Source organism: Cnuibacter physcomitrellae (assembly GCF_014640535.1).
GTDB classification, from domain to species: domain Bacteria; phylum Actinomycetota; class Actinomycetes; order Actinomycetales; family Microbacteriaceae; genus Cnuibacter; species Cnuibacter physcomitrellae.
In genome coordinates, this window is record NZ_BMHD01000001.1 from 1,263,886 (window position 1) to 1,281,750 (window position 17,865).

Below are 17,865 nucleotides of genomic sequence, written 5' to 3' on the forward strand. Positions count from 1 at the left end.
ACATGAACCGGGATGCCCGAGCGGCATCTCACGCCCTCTCAGACGACGTTCACCCTTGCTGGGGGCCTCCGGCCAGGGAGAGGAACACGAAGCGGCCGTCGTCGGACCTCTCCGGCGATGCTCCCGTCGTCTGCTGGAGCTGCCCCAGGACGTCCGCGCCGCGGTCCGCGTAGCCCGCCGTGTCGACGACGACGCCGCAGGCGTCGATCCCGTCGAGCTTCTGGAGGAGCTCCGGCACCGGCAGCGACGACCACGACCCCACCTCGTCGACCTCGGGCCTGCCCTTGATGCCGCCCGCGGTCCAGCGCACGGAGTCGGAGTGGAGGAACGGTCGGAGCTCGTCGGTGTCCGTCATGCCGTTCACGGGCGGCGACTCGGGGAAGGCGATGTAGGGCAGCTGGTAGACGATGCAGTCGGCCGGCACGGCGGCCTCGACGTCCTCCGCGAACCGCTGGTCGGAGTCGAACGACGCGACCGCGGCCGCCCTGGCCGACTGGTCCACGGCGGGGATCTGGTCCCAGGTCGCCAGGACCACGAGCACGACCGCCAGCGGCACCGCCACGACCCAGCGCCGCGCGGAGGACCGCCGTGTCGCGGCACGACGGCGGAGGACCGCCCGCCGCACGAGGCGGTCGAGCAGGAGGCCCACCGCGGCGAGCGAGAGCAGCGCGAGGAGGATGGCCATCCGGTTCCACGACCGGATGGGGAAGTCGACGAAGGAGAGGAAGGTCGAGAACCCGCCGACGGTAGCGAAGAGGAAGGCGGTGAGCGCCAGACCGGCGAGGATCGACAGCCGGCGCGCCAGCGACCGCGTCGTGCGCCAGCCAGGACGTCCCGCCGACAGCAGCAGGTGCAGCGCCGCGACGAGCAGCGCGATCAGCCCGGCGGACGCGATGATGCCGAGCACCGGCTGCTCGCTCGGCAGCGGGTAGTGGGCGTCGTAGAGCGCCCGCAGGGTGGCGAAGGGCTCGAAGCGATGACCGGGCGTGGGCAGCAGCAGAGCCGCGAGCTTGAACGAGTAGAGCTCGGCCTCGGGCGGGCTGCGCACCAGGACGGCGTCGTTCACCCCGTTCTGCAGGCGGTAGAGCAGGTCCGGCAGGAGGTTGATCGCCATCGTGACGACGAGGACGCCTCCGGCCGCGGCCGCGCCCCAGAACGGTCGCCACCGCCGGGTGCGCCAGAGCCGGGAGACGCCGGCGACGGCCAGGAGGAGCGCCACGAAGACCGTGTAGTAGCTCGACGCCGTGGCGATCAGGACGAACGAGCCGAGCGTCGCCGCGTTGCGCAGGGTCAGCACGCGCACCGGTCCGGAACCGGTGGGCCGCAGACGCCAGAGTCCGCGTCCGGTCGCCACTCGCCACACGATCCCGAGGGCGAGCGGCACCACGAAGTACTGCGCGAGGAAGAGGTGACCCTCCCCCTTGATGAAGTGGTACGGGGCGAGGGAGTAGACCACCGCGAGCGCGACCGAGAGCGTCCGAGACACGCCCACCCGCCGCAGGAACCACACCGCGGTGAGCGCGGCGAGCGGGAAGCCGAGCACGAAGTACACGTTCATCAGCACGCCGAACTGCCCGCTGAAGACGCGGAGGAGGTTCGCGGCGATGAAGTTGAGGTTGTCGGCCTGCGGGTAGTCGTTGTACCGCTGGCCGTAGGGCGCCCCGAGATCGGGCTGGTAGGTGAACCACCCGGTCTCGATGACGGTCTTGAAGTGGGAGGCGACGGCGAGGGCGTCGCCCGAGTACCAGAACGGCACCGTCCAGTCGACGTGCCAGAGGTCGAACCCGATCCACAGGGCGGCGAGCGACAGGACCGCCGCCGTCGCGTAGGGCAGCCACCGCCAGGTGGCCAGTCGCAGCGACAACCGGTCGAGGGTCCTCATGCCGACCTCATCCGTCTGCCGTTCACCGTGTAGTAGGCGCGACGCGCCAGGGCCATGAGCTCGGCCCGCCGGTCGCCGATCCAGACGTCGGATGCGCTGATCCTGTCGGGTGCGCTCTCGCGACACCAGTGGTGGTAGGCCTTCGCCTGGGCCGCCTGCTCGTTCGTCAGGGCGACGCTCCACTGACCCTGGTTGACCCGGAACCCGCCGAAGGTCTTGTCGACCGGGAGGTAGTCCCCGCGGAACAGCACCGCGGAGTAGGTCTTCTGGTCGATCAGGTAGGGGAATCGGGCATCCCAGCCGCCGGCCTCCTCGAGGACCGCTCGTCGCATCGTCACCGATCCCGGCTCGCCGAACACGTTGGTGCCGCGCCGGACGGTCTGCCGCACCGCCTCGACCCCGGGCTGCACACGCCGGGCCACGCCCTGGAGCCCGCGGTTGCGGATGGTGACGCGGCCGGCCGCGTCGAGGATGTCGCGGGGGCTCGAGACGAGCACCACGCTCGGGTGCTCGTCGAGCGCCTCCGTGTGCGCCCGCAGCGCGCCGGGATAGAGCACGTCGTCGCCGGGGAGGAGCTTCAGGAGCTCCCCGCTCGCGGCTGCGGACACCCGTCGCCAGTTGGCCTCCGCACCCCCGCCGGTCGGCGTGTCGAGCAGCGTGAACCGGGGGTCGCCGAGGTACCGCTCCAGGATGCGCCTCGTCGCGTCGGTGGACGAGTGGTCGGCCACGACGAGCTCGAAGTCGGGGTGGTCCTGGTCCAGGACGGACTCGACCGCGGCGGCGATGAACGCCTCGTTCTGGTAGGCCGGGATGACGACGGAGAGCTTGGGCATCAGGTCCGCCCCCTCTCCGGCTCCGTCTCGGTCGCCACCTCGCCCTGCCTGCGGAACGAGAAGCCGCGATGACCGAACCAGCTGATGAGGGTCGTGACGACGAGGATCGCCAGCTGGGCCACGATCCGGTTCCAGCCGAGGTTCACCAGGATGGGCAGGATCACGGCGTTGATCCCGATCGCGACGAGGTACACGCTCTCGAAGCGCGCCAGGTCGCGGAGGACGTGACCTCGCACCCGGAACACGAACGTGCGGTACATGACGAACGCGAACAGCACGCTGATCACGTGCGCGGCGAGCAGCACGGCGAGCGAGCCGATTGTCTCGCCCGCCGCGGCGTCGACCCACACCCCGAGGGTGAGGTCGAAGGCGATGAAGACCAGGAAGCCGAAGCCGGTGTTCGTCGCCCCCACCAGCAGGAAGGCGATGCGCTGGTCGCGGACGAGCCTGAGGAGGAGGCCCGGCCGCTCCGCCGGGGTCTCGTCTGGCCGCATCACGACGCTCACTCTATAGAGCGCAGGTGCCCGCGTCCGGAACCTCCAGGACACGCCCGCTACAATCGACGGGTCATCGAGCGAGGAGTACTCACCCCATGAAGAAGATCCTGGTCACCGGCGGCGCCGGGTTCATCGGCTCCAACTTCGTGCGTCGCACGTTGGAGGACGCCTACCCGGGCCTCGAGGGCGCGGAGGTCGTGGTGCTCGACGCACTGACGTACTCCGGCAACCTCGACAACCTGCTCCCGGTGTCCGACTCGCCGCGGCTCACGTTCGTCAAGGGCGACATCCGCGACGGACAGCTGCTCGACGACCTCTTCCCCGGCCTCGACGCCGTGGTGCACTTCGCCGCCGAGTCGCACGTCGACCGGTCGGTGCGCGACGCGTCGATCTTCGTCGAGACCAACGTGCTCGGCACACAGCAGCTCCTCGACGCGGCGCTCCGCAACGACCTGCCCCGCTTCGTGCACGTGTCCACCGACGAGGTGTACGGATCCATCGCCGAGGGCTCGTGGGCCGAGGACCGCCCGCTCGAGCCGAACTCGCCGTACTCCGCGTCGAAGGCCGGCAGCGACCTGCTCGCCCGCTCCTACTTCCGCACGCACGGCCTCAACCTGTCGATCACGCGCTGCTCGAACAACTACGGCCCGTACCACTTCCCCGAGAAGGTCATCCCGCTGTTCGTGACCAACCTCATCGACGACAAGCACGTGCCGCTGTACGGCGAGGGCAACAACATCCGCGACTGGCTGCACGTCGACGACCACACCCGCGGCATCGCCATGGTCCTCACCCGCGGCCGCGCGGGCGAGATCTACAACATCGGCGGCGGCACCGAGCTGACCAACAAGGAGCTGACCCAGCTGCTGCTCGACGCCACCGGCAAGGACTGGTCGTACGTCGACCGCGTCGCCGACCGCCTCGGCCACGACCTGCGCTACTCGGTCGACATCTCCAAGATCCAGGCGGAGCTGGGCTACGAGCCGCTCGTGCCGTTCGAGCAGGGCCTCGCCGACGTGGTGCAGTGGTACCGCGACAACCGCGCCTGGTGGGAGCCGCTCAAGGCCCGCGCCGCCCTGGTCTGAGGCACGGGACCGTGACGCGATACCTCATCACCGGCGCCTCCGGGATGCTCGGCCACGACCTCCAGCGGGCGCTCGCAGGGCGCGACGTGGTCGCCCTGTCCCGCGCGGAGCTCGACATCACCGACCCCGACGCGGTCGCCGCGGCGGTGGCCGGGATCGACGTGGTCTTCAACTGCGCCGCCTACACCAAGGTCGACGCGGCCGAGACCGACGAGGACGCCGCGTACGCCGTCAACGCGACCGGGGCCGCGACCCTCGCCCTGGCGACCGCGGCCAACGACGCCGCGCTCATCCAGGTCTCCACCGACTACGTCTTCCAGGGCGACGCCACATCCCCCTACAGCGAGGACGAGCCGCGCGATCCGCTCAACGCCTACGGCCGCACCAAGGCCGCCGGCGAGGAGGCGGTGCTGCGTCTCAACCCCGCCCGCGGATACGTGGTGCGCACGGCCTGGCTCTACGGCGCCGATGGTCCGAACTTCCCGGCCACGATGCTCCGCCTCGGGCGCGAGCGCGACACCGTCAGCGTGGTCGACGACCAGGTGGGCCAGCCGACCTGGACGGCCGACCTGGCACGCCAGCTCGTGCTCCTCGCCGACTCCGGCGCGCCCGCGGGCATCTATCACGGCACCAACGCGGGCACCGCCTCCTGGTTCGAGTTCGCCCAGGCGACCTTCCAGGAAGCCGGACTCTCCCCTGATAAGGTCGAACCCACCGACAGCTCGCAGTTCGTCCGTCCTGCCCCGCGTCCCGCGTACTCCGTACTCGGGCACGACGCGTGGTCCCGAGCAGGTCTCGCGCCCATGCGCGACTGGCGGGCCGCCCTGCACGAGGCGGCGAGCTCGGGAGTCTTTGGAGAGTAGATGGCAACGCTGCGAGTGATCGTCGATCAGCTCGTCGCGAGTGTTCCGGGGGGAATCGGCCGTTACACCACGGAGCTGACCCGTCAGCTCATCGCGACAGCTCCGCGCGGCTGCGATGTCGAGGGGATCGTCTCCAAGATCCCCGACGAGCGCGCCGCCGAGATCCGCGAGACCCTTCCCGGTCTCGCCGATCTCCACCGCGCGTCGCTCCCCCGCCGTGAGCTGACGGCTGCCTGGCAACACGGAGTCATCGGCTCGTCCGGCAACGGCATGGTGCACGCCACGAGCCTCATGGCGCCGCTTCGCCGCCACAACAGGGCCGAGCAGCTGGGCACCCAGGTCGCCGTGACCATCCACGACGTCGTGCCGTGGACGCATCCGGATGCGCTCACACCGCGGGGTGTCGCCTGGCATCGGGCGATGGCCAAGCGCGCGGCCAAGTACGCCGACGCCATCGTCGTGCCCACCCACGCCGTGGCCGACGACCTCGACCGCTACTTCTCGTTCGGCGACCGCATTCGGGTGATCGGCGGCGCGGTCAGCCCGGCGCTCAAGCTGCCGGTGCAGGCCTCCGCCCGCGCCCGCGAGCTCGAGCTGCCCGACCGATACCTGCTCGCCGTCGGCACGCTCGAGCCGCGCAAGGGTCTCGAGCTGCTGATCCGCGCCCTCGCACTGCCGCAGTCGGGCGACCTGCCGCTGCTCATCGCCGGCCCTCAGGGCTGGGGCGACGTCGACGTCCTCCAGGTGGCCGCGTCCGCCGGCGTCGACGCCTCCCGCGTGCGGGTGCTCGGCTTCCTCAGCGACAGCGATCTGGCGCTCGTGATCGACCGCGCCACGGCGTTCGTCTATCCGAGCCTCGCCGAGGGCTTCGGCCTGCCCGTGGTCGAGGCGATGAGCTTCGGCACACCGGTGATCCACGCGAACGTCCCCGCGCTCCTCGAGGTGGGCGCCGGCGCGACGCATGTCATCGAGCGCACCACCGCCGAGGCGTATCCCGCCCAGATCGCCGAGGCGATCGAGGCCGTGACGACCGACGCGGCGCTCGCCGAGCGCCTGACCATCTCGGGTCTCGACCGCGCCCGCTCCTTCTCCTGGCGCGACTCCGCCGAGAAGGTCTGGCAGCTCCACGCCGACCTCTGACCCGCGTCCCCTTTCACACGTTTCGCCATACTCAAGTGGTTTCGCCACCTCGATCGGTGTGGCGAAACCACTTGAGGGTGGCGAACGGGATCGCCCGGGGACGCTCGACGCGCGCGGGTGTCGCGGCCTAGGGTGGCGTCGGGAGGGCGCGAGATGGTGCGACGGGGCAGGATCATCGGGATGGCGGTCGCGGTCGGGCTGGTCGGATCGGCGGTCGCCCTCGGCGCCTCCGCCGACGCGGCCGCTCCGGGCGTCGTCACGGGGTCGCTGGGCACCGTCGCCGCGGCGGGCATGCCCGCGGGCTGGGCAGGATGGACCGTCGAGGCACGCGCATCCGGTTCCTCCGCAGATCCCTCCAGCGCAGTGGTCGCCGCGGACGGGACGTTCTCCGTGCCGGCGCCGGCCGCGCCCGAGGACGGCGTGGTGTGGTTGCGGGCGGTGGCTCCGGCCGACCCCGTGCATCCGGATGCGGTCCCCGCGACGCTCGCGGCCGTGCTGCCGGTGGGTGCGGGCTCGGCCGTGATCAACGAACGGACCACGGTGGCGATGGCCTGGGCCATGGCTCAGTTCGTCTCCGCGACCGGTGTCGCCGGGGTCGCGCCCGGCATCCGGAACGCGGCGGGGATGGCGGCGAATCTCGCCGACACGGCCACGGGCGCGGAAGCGGAGGTGCTCGCGTCGCCCCCGAACGGCGCGGAGACCTCGACAGAGGCGGCGTTCCACACGCTGACCGCAGCCCTCGCGACGTGCGTGACGAGCCCCTTCGCCGACCCCGTCCGATACCCCGACGGCACCTGTCGCGAGATCGTCTCCCTCGGTGCGCTCGCCACGGCCCCGGAGACCCCGGTCGATCCACTGCGGGCCCTGTCCGGCGTCGCACGGAACCCGAGCTCTGCCCCCGAGCGCCTCTACGAGCTCTCGACGCTCACCGCGCTCGATCCGGCCTCCGCGGTACTGGATCGATCCCCGGTGGCGTGGACCCTGGCGCTTCGGTTCGACGGCGACGGGCAGTCGCTCGCCGGACCGGGCAACTTCGCGGTCGATCACGAGGGCGACATCTGGGTGATCAACAACTACCAGTACGACGCCGATCCCCACTCGCCCGTCTGCGGGTCGGACGAGGTGTTCAGGTTCTCTCCGACCGGCGAGATGACCGCATTCACCGGCGGCGGCCTCTCCGGTGCCGGGTTCGGCGTAGGGATCGACGTGCCCACCGGGAACGTCTGGGTCGCGAACTTCGGCTTCGCGGCTCCCGCGCCGGGATGCCCCGCCGACCAGCAGCCGCCGCACGACAGCGCATCGCTCTTCACCTCCGAGGGCGTCGCGCTCTCGCCTGCGGATACCGGGTTCACGCAGGGATCGTTGAACTGGCCCCAGGGGCTGGCGATCGACGCGAACCGATCGGTCTGGTTCGCCAACTGCAACGACGGCACCGTCACCGTCTATCCGGGCGGCGACCCCGCGCAGGCCCGTATCGTCCCAGCCGACGAGCTCGACCTCGACCAGCCCTTCGACGTCGTCGACAACGGATCGGCCCTGTTCGTGTCGGGCATCGTGAACGACGCGGTCGACATGCTGTCCTACGACGGCGGAGTCCTCGCCGGCTCCCCCGGTCCGAACGCCGCGTTCGACAACCCGATGGGGCTGGCGTCCTCGGCGGACGGCACGGTCTGGGTGGCGAACTCGGGCGGCGTGACCCTGCCCTGTCCGGTACGTCCCGACTCGGGCGGCCCCACCTTCGACTCCCTCATGGCGGCGCAGTTCGACGATCGAGGCGTCTGGGACGGAGCCGGTCAGGATCCGTACCTCGGCTCGGTCGCTGCCATCGCCGCTGACGGGTCGACCGTCGAGCAGTACGAAGGGGGCGGCGCCACGCTCCCCTGGGGCATCGCGACCGACGGCGACGGCAACGTCTGGGTCGCGAACTTCGCGGGCAAGCGCCTCTCCGCGTTCTGCGGGACGACGGCGTCGACCTGTCCGGAGGGGCTGACCACGGGTGACGCGATCTCGCCGGACATCACCGGATACTTCTTCGACGGGCTCGTCCGCAACACGGGCGTCGCGATCGACCAGTCCGGCACCGTGTGGCTGGCGAACAACTGGGCCGAGGTCCCTCTCCAGACCAATCCCGCCGGACACGAGATCGTCGCCTTCCTGGGGCTCGCGGCCCCGATCGCGGTCGCCGCTCCCGACGCTCCGCCCACGCCGCCGGTCTCGCCGACCCCGTCCTCCAGCGCCGCGGCCTCCGCTGAGCTCGCTGCGACCGGCGCGCCCGTCACGCCCGCTCTGGCGCTCGCCGCGCTCGCTCTCCTCGTGGCAGCACTCGCCACCGCCCTCCTCGCCGCGCGCCGCCGCGAACGCTGAGCGCTCGATCACCCGTTCGCCACACTCCTGGCCTTTCGCCATGCGCATGCGCGTGGCGAAAGGCCAGGAGGGTGGCGGAACGGGAGGGGCTACTGAGGCGCGGGCGTGGAGGGGGCCAGGGCCGCGGCGACCGTGTCGTGGATGACGGTGTAGTCCGGGTCTTCGGGGTCGATGAGCGGGGGCGTGAGCTCGACCGAGTCGATCGGGAGGTCCTTCGTCTTCATCGCCAGCTCGACGAAGTAGGGCAGCGTCGACTGCGGGATGTCGGTCTTCACCACCTGGGCACCCGCCGAGGCGATGCCCTGGAACTTCGAGAGCACGTTCGCCGGATCGAACTGCGCGAGGATCGCCTCCTGCAGCTGGCGCTGACGCTCCATGCGGTCGTAGTCGCTCGTGGAGTGACGAGAACGCGCGTACCAGAGGGCGAGGTCGCCGTCCATGTGCTGCATCCCCGGCTCGATCCAGCCCTCGACCTCGTTGAGGTCCTCGTCGCCGCCGATGGGCAGGCGCTCCGCCACGTCGATGTCGACACCGCCGAGCGCGTCGATGAGGTCGGCGAAGCCCTGCATGTCGATGAGCACGTAGTACTGGATGGTGATCCCGAGCACGGCCTGGACCGCATCCTTCGTCGCCTCGATGCCGGGCAGCGAGCCCTCCGCCTCGGCATTCGGATAGAGGTCCTCGTCGAACGCCTCCACCCGGGGGTAGAGGAAGCTGATCTGGCAGTCGCTGCCGCAGTCGTAGCTGCCGTCGGGCGCGTAGTCGGTGCCGATGAGCGGCGAGCCCTCGACCAGGGGCGCGTTCTCGAGGTTCCGCGGGATGCCGAACATCGTGGCCTTGCCGGTCGCCGCCTCGATCGACACCACGGAGATCGAGTCGGGACGCATGCCCTCGCGGTCGGGTCCGGCGTCGCCGCCGAGGAGGAGGATGTTGTAGCGCCCGTCGACGGGCGGCTCGGCCGCGGCCTGCACGTTGAACACCGAGTTGAGGAGGTCGCGCTGCGATCCGGCGAGCGTCGCGCCGTAGGCGGCCGATCCGGCGGAGACGAAGAGCAGGATGACGGCGAACGCCGCGATCAGCGGCCGCGCCTGGGGCGTGACCCGGATGATGCGCACGAGCCGGAGCGTGTCGAGGGTGAGCACGATCCAGAGCACCGCGTAGGCGACGAGGATCACCTGCAGCACCGTGAGCGCGATCGGCATGGTGGCGAGCGAGATGAGCGTCGTGCGGGACACCAGGCCCACGATCACCGTGGCGAGCAGCAGCACCCACATCACGAGGGTGAACACGAGCCCGAAGCGGCCGAGGCGCCTGTTGCCCGCGAGCACCTGCGCGGACCCGGGGATCAGCACGTTCATGACGACGAGCCACCAGCCGCGGACGGTCATCGCCTTCTCCGACCCTAGGTCGGGGTAGCGGATGGGGCTGGCGGCCAGCGTCGTCACAGGCGCTCCTGCAGGTCGGCGTTCTTGCGGTCGACGAGCTCGACGAGCTCCTCGCGATAGCCGGCGAGGCGATCGGCGATGCCGTCGTCGGCGACCGAGAGGATGCTGAGGGCGAGAAGGCCCGCGTTCTTGGCGTTGCCGATCGAGACGGTCGCGACGGGGATGCCGGCCGGCATCTGCACGATCGAGAGCAGCGAGTCGAGCCCGTCGAGTCGGGCGAGCGGCACCGGGACCCCGATCACCGGCAGCGTCGTCACCGCGGCGAGCATGCCCGGGAGGTGCGCGGCACCTCCGGCTCCCGCGATCACGACACGGAGGCCCCGGAGCCGGGCGGTCCTGCCGTAGTCGATCATCCGCTCGGGGGTGCGGTGCGCCGAGACCACCTGCACCTCGGCGGGCACGCCGAAGTCGTCGAGGACCTCGACGGCGTCCTTCATGACGGAGAAGTCGGAGTCGGAACCCATGACGATTCCTACGACGGGCGCGGGTGATGACACGGATGACACTCTAGGTCGGCGACCCTGGGATCCCTCCGTAGCTCCTCGGCGTGGGCCGGGAATCCTGATCCGTCACTTTCTGCTAGTGCGGGCGGCGCGCACTAGCAGAAAGTGACGGATCAGGGGTCGGTTCCGGGGACTCAGTCACGGAAGAAGGCGGCCGCGGCACGGGCCCGGTAGGTGACGTCGTCGAGGTCGTCGCCGGTCACCGTCACGTGCCCGATCTTGCGGCCCGGGCGCGGGCTCTTGCCGTAGAGGTGCACCTTCGCCTCCGGCTGGTCGGCGAGTGCGAGGGGCAGGCGCTCGTCGAGCGTCGCCGTCTCGGGGCCGCCGAGCACGTTGATCATGACCGCCCACGGCTCGCGCACCCCGGTCGCCCCGAGCGGGAGGTCGAGGACGGCTCTCAGGTGCTGCTCGAACTGGCTCGTCGTCGATCCGTCGATGCTCCAGTGACCGCTGTTGTGCGGACGCATGGCCAGCTCGTTGACGAGGATCCGGTCGTCGTCGGTCTCGAACAGCTCCACCGCCAGCACGCCCGTCACACCGAGCCCTTCGGCGATCTGGAGTCCGATCCGGGCCGCCATCTCCGCCAGACGCTCCGCCGCCCCGGGCGCCGGCGCGAACACCTCGGCGCACACGCCGTCCTGCTGCACGGTCTCGACGACCGGCCAGAGCGTCGTCTCGCCGGAGGGCCGCCGCGCCACCAGCTGCGCGAGCTCGCGGCGGAACGAGACGAGCTCCTCCACGAGCAGCGCGCCCCCGCGTCCGTCCTCGTCGAGGGCGGCGAACCAGTCCTCGACGTCGGAGGCCGAGCGCACGACGCGGACGCCCTTGCCGTCGTAACCGCCCCGCGCCGTCTTGACGACGGCGGCACCGCCGTGGTCGTCGAGGAAGGCCTGCAGACCCGCGGCATCCGTCACCGCGGCCCAGTCCGGGACGGGCACGCCGAGTGCGGTGAGCCCCTCGCGCATCCGGATCTTGTCCTGGGCGTACTGCAGGGCATCCGGACCCGGGTGCACCGCGACACCCCGTGCGACGAGCTCGCGCAGGACGGTCTGCGGAACGTGCTCGTGATCGAAGGTGACCACGTCGACGGTCTCGGCGAACGCGAGCACCGTGTCGAGGTCGCGGTAGTCGCCCACCTGCGTGGCCGCGATCTGCGCGGCCATCCCCTCGTCCTCGGCGAGCACGCGGATGACGATCCCCAGCTCGATCGCGGGCGGGATCATCATCCGCGCCAGCTGTCCGCCACCGACCACTCCCACTCTCAGCACGGCGACCAGCCTACTCGCGACGCGGGGAGTCTCCGCGGGAGGACGGTCAGCCGCCGGCGCCGAGCGACCAGGTGGCGGTCGGATGCTCGGTGAGGTCGCCGAGGAGCGCCGAGACGAGCGTGGCCGAGGGCACGTCGTGGAGCACGAGCGTGAGGTCGGGCCCGGCCACGACGCGGACGTCGCCGGAGCGGACCATCGCCTGCAGCGGACCGCGGCGGAGGCGCACGTCGGTCACCCGAGCGAGGAAGACGTCCTGTCGATGACGCACCAGGAGCCCCCGACGCGCGATGATGCGGCGGGTCGTGATCGTGTAGCGGTGCCCGAGCCAGGCGAGGTAGGGCAGCAGGACCAGCAGCACCACGGCGGCGATCGCGCCCGCCAGCACGGCGATGTTCTGCCACTCCTCCGCGAAGGAGCCGTAGAACCAGCCGAACGCGCCGCTCACGGCGAAGAGCACCAGCGCGGGCAGGATGAGGCGCCGCCCGTGCGGCCGCACCCTGGCGAGGATGCGCTCGGGCACGGGGGCCGTCTCGGAGCTCAGCGGGGCGAGCGGCCAGGGGTTCGGGGAGGCGGAGGCACCGAGCACGGTCTGCGGAGGTCGCGCGGCGCCCCAGCCGAAGCGCTCCGTCGACGCCTCGTCGCCGGAGGGGGCGGGGCGCCGGTTCTTCGGTCGACGCCCCTGGGGACGCGGGTGCGCCACGGTCTCGCCGAACGCGGTGGGGTCGTCCCATCCGCCGTCGCCGAAGGCCGACGTGAGGTCGTCGGTGTCGCCAGCGGACTTCGGCATGCTGCCATTGTGCGGGCAGTTGCTCGATTTCAGCTGTCGCTGTGCCGGAGATGCGTGATATCGGCCGCCGAGACGATCAGCCGCCCGCCGGAGCCCTCCTCGACCTCGAGCCGGCCGACCGCGTCGAGCGCCACCGCCGTCCCCTCCCGGACGGCGCCGTCGGGCAGCTCGACGCGCACGCGGCGGCCGAGCGTGGCGCTCAGCTCGCGCGCCGCCACCAGCAGGCCGCTGCGCTCGGCGTCGCCGTCGGCGGCGAGCAGGTCGCGGTAGCGCGTCGAGAGCTCGCGGAGGTAGGCGGCGAGCACCGCATCCGTCGACAGCTCGTCGACGCCCTCGAGGGCGAGCGAGGTCGACACGGGTGTGGGCAGCTCGTCGTCGGAGAGCGTGAGGTTCAGCCCGGCGCCGATCACCGCACCGCCGCCGTCCGGCAGGACCTCGCCCAGGATGCCCGCCACCTTGCGGTCGCCGATGAGCACGTCGTTGGGCCACTTCATGCCGGTCGCCGGGCGGTCGCCGTCCTCCGGGCGGACCAGCTCGCGGACGACCGCGGTCATCGCGACCCCGGCGAGGAGGGGCAGCAGCCCGATCACCGCGGGAGCGACGTCCGCGGGCCCGGGCCTGACGAGCACCGACACGGCGAGCGTGCGTCCCGGCGGCGCGATCCAGGTGCGTCCCAGGCGCCCGCGCCCGGCGGTCTGGTCCGCCGTCGCCACCACCGACAGGTCGGGCCAGGCGGCAGCCTCCGGGCCGGCGGCCCAGGCGACGAGGTCGGCGTTGGTCGACCCGGTCCGCTCGAGCCACTCCAGGCGCGGGACCAGGGACGACGACAGCGGCATGGGCATGTCTCCACGCTACCGTTTGTGGGTTTCGTCAACGAGGAGGCGCGGGAGGCCGACTGTAGAGTGAACGGCGTGACCGACGACCAGACCACGACCTCGCCCGACCTCTCCACCACGGCGGGCAAGCTGGCCGATCTCCGCGACCGCTATCACGAGGCAGTGACGGCGTCGGGCGAGGCCGCCATCGCCAAGCAGCACGCCAAGGGCAAGAAGACCGCGCGCGAGCGCATCGAGGCCCTCCTCGACCACGGCAGCTTCGTCGAGCTCGACGAGTTCGTCCGCCATCGCACGCACGCGTTCGGCATGGAGCGCTCCCGTCCCTACGGCGACGCCGTCGTCATCGGGACGGGCACGATCCACGGCCGCCAGGTCGCGGTGTACGCGCAGGACTTCACCATCTTCGGCGGCTCCCTCGGCGAGGTGGCGGGCGAGAAGATCGTGAAGATCATGGACCTCGCGCTCAAGACGGGCGTCCCGATCATCGGCATGCTCGACTCCGGCGGCGCTCGCATCCAGGAGGGTGTCGTCGCGCTCGGGAAGTACGGCGAGATCTTCCGCCGCAACACCGCGGCGTCGGGCGTCATCCCGCAGATCTCGATCGTCATGGGCCCGGCCGCGGGCGGCGCGGTCTACTCCCCCGCTCTGACGGACTTCGTCATCATGGTCGACAAGACGAGCCAGATGTTCGTCACCGGCCCCGACGTGATCAAGACCGTCACCGGCGAGGACGTCGGGATGGAGGAGCTCGGCGGAGCCCTCACGCACAACAAGGTCTCGGGCGTCTCGCACTACCTCGCCAGCGACGAGGACGACGCGCTCGACTACGCCCGCGCCCTCATCGGGTTCCTCCCCGACAACAACCTCGCCGAGCTCCCGGTCTACGACGCCGAGGTCGAGCTCGAGGTGACGGACTCCGATCGCAAGCTGAACACGATCATCCCCGACTCGACGAACCAGCCCTACGACGTGCACACGATCATCGAGCACATCGTCGACGGCGGCGACTTCCTCGAGGTGCAGCCGCTGTATGCGCCCAACATCGTGATCGGGTTCGCCCGGGTCGAAGGCCGCTCCGTGGGCGTGATCGCGAACCAGCCGAACGTGATGGCGGGCACCCTCAACATCGAGGCGGGCGAGAAGGCCGCCCGGTTCGTGCGCTTCTGCGACGCGTTCTCCATCCCCATCCTCACGCTCGTCGACGTGCCCGGGTACCTGCCCGGCACCGACCAGGAGTGGACCGGCGTCATCCGCCGCGGGGCCAAGCTGCTCTATGCCTACGCCGAGGCGACCGTCCCGCTCGTCACCGTCATCACCCGCAAGGCGTACGGCGGCGCGTACATCGTGATGGGATCCAAGCAGCTCGGCGCCGACATCAACCTCGCCTGGCCCACCGCGGAGATCGCGGTGATGGGCGGCCAGGGCGCGGTGAACATCCTGTACCGCGGTGAGATCAAGCGCGCCGAGGAGGCCGGCGAGGACGTCGCCGCCGTGCGCACCCGTCTGGCCAACGAGTACACCTACAACGTGGCCTCGCCGTTCCTCGCGGCCGAGCGCGGCGAGCTCGACGGCGTGATCGAGCCCGCGGCCACGCGGGTGGCCGTCGTGAAGGCGCTCCGCGCCCTCCGCACCAAGCGGGCGAGCCTGCCCCCGAAGAAGCACGGCAACATCCCCCTCTGATCCCCGCGGTAGCACGCGCCCCGTCCACCCCTGGCTTTGTCCAGGAAACCGTCGCAAATCGTGCGAAAGGCGACGATTTCCTGGACAAAGCCAGGGGTGAGGCGAGGCGGGCGGGCTACTTCGACGCGGAGGAGCTCGAGCCGGAGCCGGCGAGGGTGCGGACGAGGGCGACGGTCTCGCGCGTCGTCATCGACGGCAGGTACGCCTTGCCGATCGCGGTGCCGATGGTGGGCAGCGCGAGCGGGTCGGGGTACGCCATGTGGATGCCGACGTAGGTCGGGTTGAACTTCGCCTTGAACCGGAACAGCGTCGAGAAGCCGTAGGCGGGCTCGAGCGTCTTCGCGAGGAAGTCGAGCAGCTCGGTCATCACGGTCGGTGCGGGAGGCTCCTCCCCCTTCGGCACGGGCGCCTTGGCGAGCGGCGCCCCGGAGAGGCTGAGGACCTCGATGCCCTCCTCCTTCATGTGGAGCGCGGCGGAGGCGATGAGGAACTCCATGGTCCCGTTCATCGACTGGTCGGCGCGGCGCATGAAGTCGATCGTGTAGCCGATCGGGCGTCCGTCGCGGTAGACCGGGAGCCAGCTCGTGACGCCGTGGATGCGCCCCTCCGGGTCGACGGCGAGCATCAGCTTGACGTCGGGGTCCTTGATCTCCTCGAGCGCCCCGAGGGTGAAGCCCATCTCGGGGAGCTCCTTCTCCGACACCCAGGCCTCGGAGATCGCGTTGATCTGGGCGATCGTCGCGCGCGGCAGCTCGTCGTAGGTGGTCCAGACCGTCGTCATGCCCTCCTTGGTGCCGCGGTTGAGCGCGGAGCGGACGTTCTGCCAGGGCTTCCCCGTCATCTCGAGCGTCTGCGGGTGCATCAGCGTCTCCTCGCCCACCGACATGTGCTGCCAGCCCATGCCCGTGAAGACCGGGAGGAGGTCGTCGTGGACGCTGTAGAAGACGGGGATCCAGCTGTGCCGGTCGCAGTAGGAGGCGAACTCGCGGATGGTGCGGTCCTCCTCGCCGGGCGCGCAGACCGGATCGGACATCGTGATCGCGACGCCGTTGATCACGCGGTACGCGACGGCGGCCTGGCCGTCCTCGCGGAACCAGTAGACGTTGCCGGGCCAGGTCGTCATCCATCCGAGCGTCCCGCCGCCGCCACGGCGCAGCAGGGCGCGGATGCGCTGGTGGTCGCCGACGGCGACATGGCGCTCGTCGGCGCGGAGGAGGCGCACGACGCCGACCGCGAACACCGCCCAGAACACCGGCCCCACCCACTGGAAGAGCAGGAGGGTGATCGGGTTGGTGGGCACCGGGATCGCGGCGACGACACCGAGCGCGGTCGCGGGAAGGAAGCGCCGCCAGGTGTCGACGACGAGCTCTCCCGGCGACGTCGCGGGAGAGAACTCGTCGATCGTGAGGAACGCCGACACCGAGTACGCCACCCCGAGCACGACGAGGACCACCGCCATCGTCACCCAGAACCGGATGACGGCCTCGCGCGGCGCAGGGTTCCAGAACCGCTTCCGGGTGACCACGAGCAGGACGATGACCCCCACGGGCACCAGCACGATCGACCCGCCGAGGACGACCATGTCGCCGATGTCGAAGCCGCTGAGGTCGGCCCCGTCGAACAGCGGACCGAGGAGCCCGAAGTAGAGGGCAGCGAGCGACGCGCCCATCGCGGCCAGCGCCGCGTTGGTGACGAGCGCGAGTGCCCAGGCGAAGCGGCGACCCCTGCGGAGCCCGTACGCGGCGACGAGCAGCAGCGCGATCGGCGCGAACGTCAGCACAACCGCGCCCACGCTGCCGAGGGCGCTGAACGCCGTCAGCTGAGCGCAGATCTCGGCGCTGCTGAACCCGCAGGTGTCGGCGAGGTCGGAGGCGGACGGGAACACCTCCGGACCGAAGAGGCTCGAGATCAGGCTCAGCGCGCCGAGGTTGTCGCTGTCGGGATGCAGGTAGGTGATGAGCGGGCCGATCGCGGTGACGACCACGATGGTGGCAATGAGCACACGCGACTCCGCGAAGGAGCTGCGATGCCAGGTGAGGTGGCCTCGGCGCGGCGACACCGCCCATCCGATCACCAGTCCCGCGAGCGCCGCGATGAGCTTGTACACGCTCGAGGTGTCGCCGTCGTAGAGGACGAGCATCGCCAGCAGCGCGAACACGGTGAGGCGGAAGCGCCTCCGCCAGAGCGGCCCCATGAAGGCGGTGGCGACCATCAGGGCACCCGCGATGGGTGTCAGCGGATCCATCGTGAGGTCGGCGCTCGTCCCGTCCGACCACCACTCGCCCGCGATCGAGCCGAGCCACTGCACGAGGACGCCCACCCCGACCCCGAGGATGCCGGTGACGACGAGCACGACGAGCATCCGCACGCGCCCCAGCAGCCGCTCGGCGATGCCGAGCAGTCCCGCGGAGAGCACGATGCCGGCGATCAGCTGCGGCGGGTCCCACGGGATGAAGGGAGCGGTGAGGACCGTGTACCAGCGTCCCGCGTCGACGGTCGTGGTCACCCCGGCCGCCCAGGTCTGCACCGTGGGGTCGCTCGGCTCGCCGAAGAACGTGCCCGTGACGAGAGCCGTCACCACGAGGAGCGCGGCGAACCCCAGCGAGAGCGGGATGCTCGCGAGATACCTGCGCAGGACAGTCCAGGTCGTCAGCATCCAGAGCCCCCTTGTCGTCGTGACTA

14 protein-coding genes are annotated in these 17,865 nt (G+C 71.0%); 5 read left to right on the top strand and 9 right to left on the bottom strand.

All coding sequences use genetic code 11. The annotated features are described in order from the left end of the window. Positions 1-49: 49 nt before the first annotated feature. Genes IEX69_RS05890 through IEX69_RS05900 form a run of 3 tightly spaced genes read right to left on the bottom strand, consistent with a single transcriptional unit; the run spans position 50 to position 3,209 of the window. A complete protein-coding gene (locus IEX69_RS05890) occupies positions 50-1,882 on the bottom strand; it encodes a putative glycosyltransferase family protein (protein WP_085020145.1) in 1,833 nt (610 codons plus the stop codon). Continuing rightward, a complete protein-coding gene (locus tag IEX69_RS05895; protein WP_085020146.1) occupies positions 1,879-2,715 on the bottom strand; it encodes a glycosyltransferase family 2 protein in 837 nt (278 codons plus the stop codon). Before IEX69_RS05895 ends, IEX69_RS05890 begins: the two co-directional genes overlap by 4 nt. Beyond that, complete coding sequence (locus tag IEX69_RS05900) at positions 2,715-3,209, bottom strand: GtrA family protein (protein WP_085021508.1); 495 nt, start codon at positions 3,207-3,209, stop codon at positions 2,715-2,717. Before IEX69_RS05900 ends, IEX69_RS05895 begins: the two co-directional genes overlap by 1 nt. A gap of 98 nt (positions 3,210-3,307) precedes the next feature. On the opposite strand from IEX69_RS05900, the gene rfbB reads away from it, so the two are divergent. The 4 genes from rfbB (at position 3,308) to IEX69_RS05920 (ending at position 8,664) form a co-directional block, all read left to right on the top strand. Next, on the top strand, positions 3,308-4,297 hold the full coding sequence (gene rfbB, locus IEX69_RS05905; RefSeq protein ID WP_085020147.1) for a dTDP-glucose 4,6-dehydratase: 990 nt from the start codon (positions 3,308-3,310) through the stop codon (positions 4,295-4,297). Between the two features lie 11 nt (positions 4,298-4,308). Beyond that, positions 4,309-5,160, top strand: a complete 852-nt coding sequence (gene rfbD / locus IEX69_RS05910) for a dTDP-4-dehydrorhamnose reductase (protein WP_085020148.1) — start codon at positions 4,309-4,311, stop codon at positions 5,158-5,160. Beyond that, positions 5,161-6,300 carry a glycosyltransferase family 4 protein gene (locus IEX69_RS05915; RefSeq protein WP_085020149.1) on the top strand — a complete coding sequence of 380 codons (1,140 nt, stop codon included), beginning with the start codon at positions 5,161-5,163 and terminating at the stop codon, positions 6,298-6,300. 180 nt (positions 6,301-6,480) lie between these two features. Next, the gene (locus tag IEX69_RS05920; protein ID WP_174604469.1) at positions 6,481-8,664 is read left to right on the top strand and encodes a hypothetical protein; all 2,184 of its coding nucleotides are present in this window, start codon (positions 6,481-6,483) and stop codon (positions 8,662-8,664) included. A gap of 89 nt (positions 8,665-8,753) precedes the next feature. On the opposite strand, the gene IEX69_RS05925 is transcribed toward IEX69_RS05920, so the two are convergent. From IEX69_RS05925 to IEX69_RS05945, 5 genes are all read right to left on the bottom strand, one after another. Further along, positions 8,754-10,109: an LCP family protein gene (locus tag IEX69_RS05925; protein ID WP_229756244.1), complete on the bottom strand. Its 1,356-nt coding sequence runs from the start codon at positions 10,107-10,109 to the stop codon at positions 8,754-8,756. Further along, the gene (gene purE / locus IEX69_RS05930) at positions 10,106-10,573 is read right to left on the bottom strand and encodes a 5-(carboxyamino)imidazole ribonucleotide mutase (protein WP_085020150.1); all 468 of its coding nucleotides are present in this window, start codon (positions 10,571-10,573) and stop codon (positions 10,106-10,108) included. The genes IEX69_RS05925 and purE overlap by 4 nt, the downstream gene beginning before the upstream one ends. Positions 10,574-10,746: 173 nt before the next feature. Further along, the gene (locus IEX69_RS05935) at positions 10,747-11,880 is read right to left on the bottom strand and encodes a 5-(carboxyamino)imidazole ribonucleotide synthase (RefSeq protein WP_268235383.1); all 1,134 of its coding nucleotides are present in this window, start codon (positions 11,878-11,880) and stop codon (positions 10,747-10,749) included. Between the two features lie 46 nt (positions 11,881-11,926). After that, the gene (locus IEX69_RS05940; protein ID WP_085020152.1) at positions 11,927-12,667 is read right to left on the bottom strand and encodes a PH domain-containing protein; all 741 of its coding nucleotides are present in this window, start codon (positions 12,665-12,667) and stop codon (positions 11,927-11,929) included. 29 nt (positions 12,668-12,696) lie between these two features. Then, entirely contained in the window at positions 12,697-13,509 is an 813-nt protein-coding gene (locus IEX69_RS05945) for a biotin--[acetyl-CoA-carboxylase] ligase (RefSeq protein WP_085020153.1), read from the bottom strand. 69 nt (positions 13,510-13,578) lie between these two features. On the opposite strand from IEX69_RS05945, the gene IEX69_RS05950 reads away from it, so the two are divergent. After that, on the top strand, positions 13,579-15,183 hold the full coding sequence (locus IEX69_RS05950) for an acyl-CoA carboxylase subunit beta (protein ID WP_085021510.1): 1,605 nt from the start codon (positions 13,579-13,581) through the stop codon (positions 15,181-15,183). 115 nt (positions 15,184-15,298) lie between these two features. On the opposite strand, the gene IEX69_RS05955 is transcribed toward IEX69_RS05950, so the two are convergent. Further along, positions 15,299-17,839 carry a bifunctional lysylphosphatidylglycerol flippase/synthetase MprF gene (locus tag IEX69_RS05955; RefSeq protein WP_085020154.1) on the bottom strand — a complete coding sequence of 847 codons (2,541 nt, stop codon included), beginning with the start codon at positions 17,837-17,839 and terminating at the stop codon, positions 15,299-15,301. Positions 17,840-17,865: the final 26 nt, after the last annotated feature.